The organism is Ideonella azotifigens, from assembly GCF_006519715.1.
Lineage (GTDB): Bacteria > Pseudomonadota > Gammaproteobacteria > Burkholderiales > Burkholderiaceae_C > Ideonella > Ideonella azotifigens.
This window is the reverse complement of record NZ_VIDT01000746.1, coordinates 1-2468: the sequence shown is the minus strand read 5'-3', so window position 1 is coordinate 2468 and position 2468 is coordinate 1. Positions and strand designations below refer to the sequence as shown.

General features: G+C 67.9%; 2 protein-coding genes. Both read left to right on the top strand.

What is annotated here, in order from left to right; genetic code table 11:
• Nucleotides 1-1881, top strand: a 1881-nt coding sequence (locus FKP22_RS27120) for a cyanophycin metabolism-associated ABC transporter (protein WP_233446976.1), incomplete at its 5' end; no start/stop codon positions are given.
• A gap of 10 nt (nucleotides 1882-1891) precedes the next feature.
• Nucleotides 1892-2386 (top strand): cyanophycin metabolism-associated DUF1854 family protein, encoded by a 495-nt coding sequence (locus tag FKP22_RS27115; RefSeq protein ID WP_141291067.1) that lies wholly within the window; start codon nucleotides 1892-1894, stop codon nucleotides 2384-2386.
• Nucleotides 2387-2468: the final 82 nt, after the last annotated feature.

Here is a 2468-nt window from a genome sequence, read left to right as displayed (position 1 = left end):
GACAGCGACGAATGCCCCGTCTGCGACCGCGAGCTGCACACGCCGCCGTCCACCTGGGTGCTGCTGCGCCTGTCCCGTTTCGCCAGGCCGTATGCCGGCCAGCTGCTGATCGGCTTCCTGCTGACGCTGGCCGCCACCGCCGCCACGCTTGTGCCGCCGTACCTGACCATTCCGCTGATGGACAAGGTGCTGATCCCGTTCCAGAACGGCCAGCGCATCGACCCCACCTATGTGATGCTGCTGCTCTCGGGCCTGTTGGGCGCGGCGCTGCTGGCCTGGAGCCTGGGCTGGGCCCGTACCTACCTGCTGGCGCTGGTCTCCGAGCGCATTGCCGCGGACCTGCGCACCACCGCCTTCGAGCACCTGCTGCAGCTTTCGCTGGACTATTTCGGCGCCAAGCGCACCGGCGACCTGATGGCCCGCATCGGCTCCGAGACGGACCGCATCTCGGTTTTCCTGTCGCTGCACGCGCTGGACTTCGCGACCGACGTGCTGATGATTGGCATGACCGCGGTGATCCTCACGTCCATCAATCCCTGGCTGGCGCTGGTCACGCTGCTGCCGCTGCCCTTCATCGCCTGGATGATCCACCTGGTGCGCGACCGGCTGCGCACCGGCTTCGAGAAGATCGATCGGGTCTGGGGTGACGTGACCAACGTGCTGGCCGACACGATTCCCGGCATCCGCGTGGTCAAGGCCTTTGCCCAGGAAAGCCGCGAGGCCGGCCGCTTCCGCGAGGCCAACAAGGCCAACCTGGCGGTCAACGACAAGCTCAACAAGACCTGGAGCCTGTTCACGCCCACCGTCTCGCTGCTGACGGACATCGGCCTGCTGGTGGTCTGGGCCTTTGGCATCTGGCAGGTCAGCAAGGGCGAGATCACGGTGGGTGTGCTGACCGCCTTCATCGCCTACATCGGCCGCTTCTACGGCCGGCTGGACTCGATGAGCCGCATCGTCTCGGTGACGCAGAAGGCCGCGGCCGGCGCCAAGCGCATCTTCGACATCCTGGACCATGTGTCCAACGTGCCCGAACCCTCGAACCCGGTGCCCACCGGCGAGGTGCGTGGCGGCGTGACGATGGAGTCCATCGGCTTTCGCTACGGCAACCGTTCGGTGATCCGCGGTCTGAACCTGGAGATCAAGCCCGGCGAGATGGTTGGCCTGGTGGGCCACAGCGGCTCGGGCAAGAGCACGCTGGTCAACCTGTTGTGCCGCTTCTACGACGTGACCGATGGCGCGATCAAGGTCGACGGCGTGGACATCCGGCGCTTCGCCGTGTCCGACTACCGGCGCCACATCGGCCTGGTGCTGCAGGAGCCCTTCCTGTTCTTCGGCACCATCGCCGAGAACATCGCCTACGGCCGGCAGGATGCGACGCGCGAGCAGATCGTCGCCGCCGCGCGCGCCGCGCATGCGCACGACTTCATCCTGCGCCTGCCGCAGGGCTACGACTCATTGGTCGGCGAGCGCGGCCAGGGCCTGTCGGGTGGCGAGCGCCAGCGCATCAGCATTGCCCGCGCGCTGCTGATCGACCCGCGCATCCTGATCCTCGACGAAGCCACCTCCAGCGTGGACACCGAGACCGAGAAGGAGATCCAGAAGGCGCTGGACAACCTGGTCCAGGGCCGCACGACGATTGCCATCGCGCACCGCCTGTCCACGCTGCGCAAGGCCGACCGGCTGGTGGTGATGGACCGCGGCGTGGTGGTCGAGGTCGGCCCGCACGACGAGCTGATGGCCAAGCAGGGCGCTTACTGGCGGCTCTACGAAGCCCAGGCCCGCCGGGCCGATGCCGACGAGGACGGCGAGACCGACCACGAAGCGGCGCTGCTCTCCAGCGCGCTGCCGCAACCCTCGGCGCATGGCGTCCAGGTGTCATGAAGCCAGTCCAATGAAAGTCGCGCCGATGAACCCGTCCGAACCCACTTTCACGCTTGGCCGCAACGCGCTGGGCCGGCTGACGCTGACGACCGCGCAGGGCGTGGTGCACGAGGCCGTCACGCCCGTGCGCGCGTTCCCGATCACCGCGCCGGACGACGGCCTGTCGCTGGTCAGCGCCGAGGGCCGCGAGCTGGCCTGGGTGCCACGGCTCTTGGCCTTGCCGGAGGCGCCGCGCCGGATGCTGGAAGACGAGCTTCGCGGCCGAGAGTTCGTGCCGGAGATCCGCCGCATCGTCTCGGTCTCCACGTTTTCGACGCCCAGCACCTGGGTGGTGGAGACCGACCGCGGCACCACCGAGCTGGTGTTGAAGGTCGAGGAAGACATCCGCCGCCTGGCCGAGCGTGGCCGGCTGCTGATCACCAGCGGCCACGGCATCGTCTTCCTGGTGTCGGACCTGACACTGCTGGACCGGCATTCGAAGAAGCTGCTCGAACGCTTCCTGTGATCGCCGGCCGCCCATGAAAAACGGCGCCTGAGCGCCGTTTCACCTTGATCAGGCCGCGTTGCCGCCGCCTTCACTGCCGGGC

What these genes read in the sequence shown, in the direction of transcription:
- FKP22_RS27115 (WP_141291067.1), top strand. Translation starts at nt 1,892, where the DNA reads ATGAAAGTCGCGCCGATGAACCCGTCCGAACCCACTTTCACGCTTGGC.